Here is a 2,239-nt window from a genome sequence, read left to right as displayed (position 1 = left end):
TAAGAACCTCAAACGGTTAGGAACGGCAAATATTTTTTTATGTAATACATTTTATGCCTATTGTATTTTTTCCTTGAAATATTTCAATTTTTTGAGGGTTTTGGAGCTTGTTTTTTTATTTTTTTTAATTCTATATTTAAATCTCTTATCACCCAAAAGATTGAATAAAATGAAGAATATCCTAATCATCGAGGACGATAGACTTATATCTAGTCTATTGAACTTTAGGCTTAAAAAGGATGGCTACCATGTCACTACCGCTGAAGATGGATTGACTGGTATGGATGCGATAGATGCTTCCGAGCCTGACCTTATTATCACAGATGTGATGATTCCTTTCAAAACCGGTATCGAAATCATCAACCATGCGAAGAAGGTTTACCCAAAGGTCCCAATCATTGTTTTGAGTTCTCTTGGAGAGGAAGAAAGCACGGTTATGGAGGCTTTTAACCTAGGAGTTTCAGATTTTGTGCCAAAACCTTTTAATCCCAATGAGCTCGCAGTACGCGTTCGGAGATTAATTCAATAGCTAAATTGGATGAATGATTTGTGCAGGTGCCATTTATATAAGCTCAAAACCTTATTTTTGTTTTTGTTTTTTCCGCTTGGTTACCTTCATGCCCAAGACTCTTTAAGTTTCCAGCTAGAATCCAAATTATTCGAAGTTTCCAAAGATATCCCGGGACTGACTTATATTTTGGAAGTCAATGGAGACAATAATGATCTTCGGTTTCTTTCATTATACAAATCCGACGAAAGAGGTTTGTGGATTTCGGACACGCTTTCAAATTTTAAAAGTGCCGCTAGCCTTAGGGATTCGGTTTTTTCCAAGACTGGAACAAGAGGTGAGTTTACTTTTTTGATTTTTGGAAAGAAAGCTGAAAAGGAAGCGATACAGGAATTTTTGGATAACCTGATTCGTAATGAGCTTTTGGAAATAAGCGAATCTCCTCAGTTAAACGGTTTTGAGGAAGGCGAACTATTGGTAATGGCATCCAAAGTACCTTTTTCTCCTTATTATAAGTTGAAAACAAAAATCCTGAGTGACACCAGGATGTTGCTACTGGTAGCGACCGTATTTTTGTTCTTATTGGCATCTATTATTTTGGTTGGTATCATGTATGTGACCAAAGTGAAGAAAAGAAAAAAAGATTCTCTTACCTTGAAATATAAGGAGTTGAGTTTTGAGCCGATTTCCAATTTGCTTTTTGAGCATTCGCTAGAAGAATTGATGGCATTTGACAGCCAAAAATTTGAAAGTTTTTTTCAGCCGGACCTTTTGAAAAACAGCGTTTTTAAAAATGTAATAATCATGGAAATCATCGGCCTCAACAAAAACATGAAGGGTGATTTCAAGACAAAGCTGAAAACGATTTACCGGAAGCTCGGACTAGATGCACACTCTATCCAAAAACTTTCTTCCAAAAAATGGGATGTCATCACCTCCGGAATCGTCGAAATAAACGAAATGGACGTGGTGGAAGCAGTGGATAAGGTTACCAAATTTGCGAAATCAGAGAATTTTTATGTCCGATCCAATGCAGTTGCGACACTTTTGAACATATCAAATGACCCAGAATTGAAAGTCCTGGTAGATCAGGATTTTCCGCTGTCACGTTGGCAGCAAATGGTGTATTTCAGAATCATCAAATTCATCAACAACAGACAGGAAAAAGTCAAAGTTGAATTTCTTTTTGAATCCAGAAATGAGTCTGTGAGAGTGTTTGGATACAAACTCGTCAGATACCTTGGTCTTTTTGAATTACTTGAAATTCTTATCAATAAATACAAACATGCATCAATGGCTGAAAAACTTGAGATGATTAAATGTTTTGATGTATTCAGCTACCAAGATTCACTTGACCTTCTCCACAGAGACTTGTCGACAAGTGACAAAGCCTTGTTTTTAGGGGTTGTTTCAGTTCTTCAAAACATAGGCAATCCGATTTCAGAAGTTATTTTGCTTGATAAGCTGAAATCAGGTTTGGATTTCGAATCCAAAAAGGCAGTGATGAAAACACTGAATGCCCTCAGTCCCGAAGTTTTGGAGGAATGGTACAAGGGTTCCAGTGATGTTGAGATCCACCAAATTTTTGAACACCTTAGGGACCCTGTTTTGAGCAATGTATAATTTACTTTTGGACATATTGATTGAGGTTTTTGGGATACTGTTCCTTGTGTACAGTTTTTCGATTATTTCTTTTTACCTGATCATGACGGTTCTTTCCGCTCTGGAAAT

Annotated in this window: 2 protein-coding genes; both read left to right on the top strand. The window is 36.8% G+C overall.

Translation table 11 applies throughout. The features are described 5' to 3' along the window. Positions 1-169 precede the first annotated feature (169 nt). Entirely contained in the window at positions 170-529 is a 360-nt protein-coding gene (locus ACZFYI_RS19390; protein WP_462525770.1) for a response regulator transcription factor, read from the top strand. 57 nt (positions 530-586) lie between these two features. Continuing rightward, a complete protein-coding gene (locus ACZFYI_RS19385; protein ID WP_462525769.1) occupies positions 587-2,131 on the top strand; it encodes a hypothetical protein in 1,545 nt (514 codons plus the stop codon). Positions 2,132-2,239 lie beyond the last annotated feature (108 nt).

The organism is Aquiflexum sp., from assembly GCF_977115555.1.
This window is presented reverse-complemented; position numbering and strand designations above follow the sequence as displayed.

Coding starts and splice junctions, on each gene's coding strand:
- ACZFYI_RS19390 (WP_462525770.1), top strand. CDS start 170: ATGAAGAATATCCTAATCATCGAGGACGATAGACTTATATCTAGTCTA.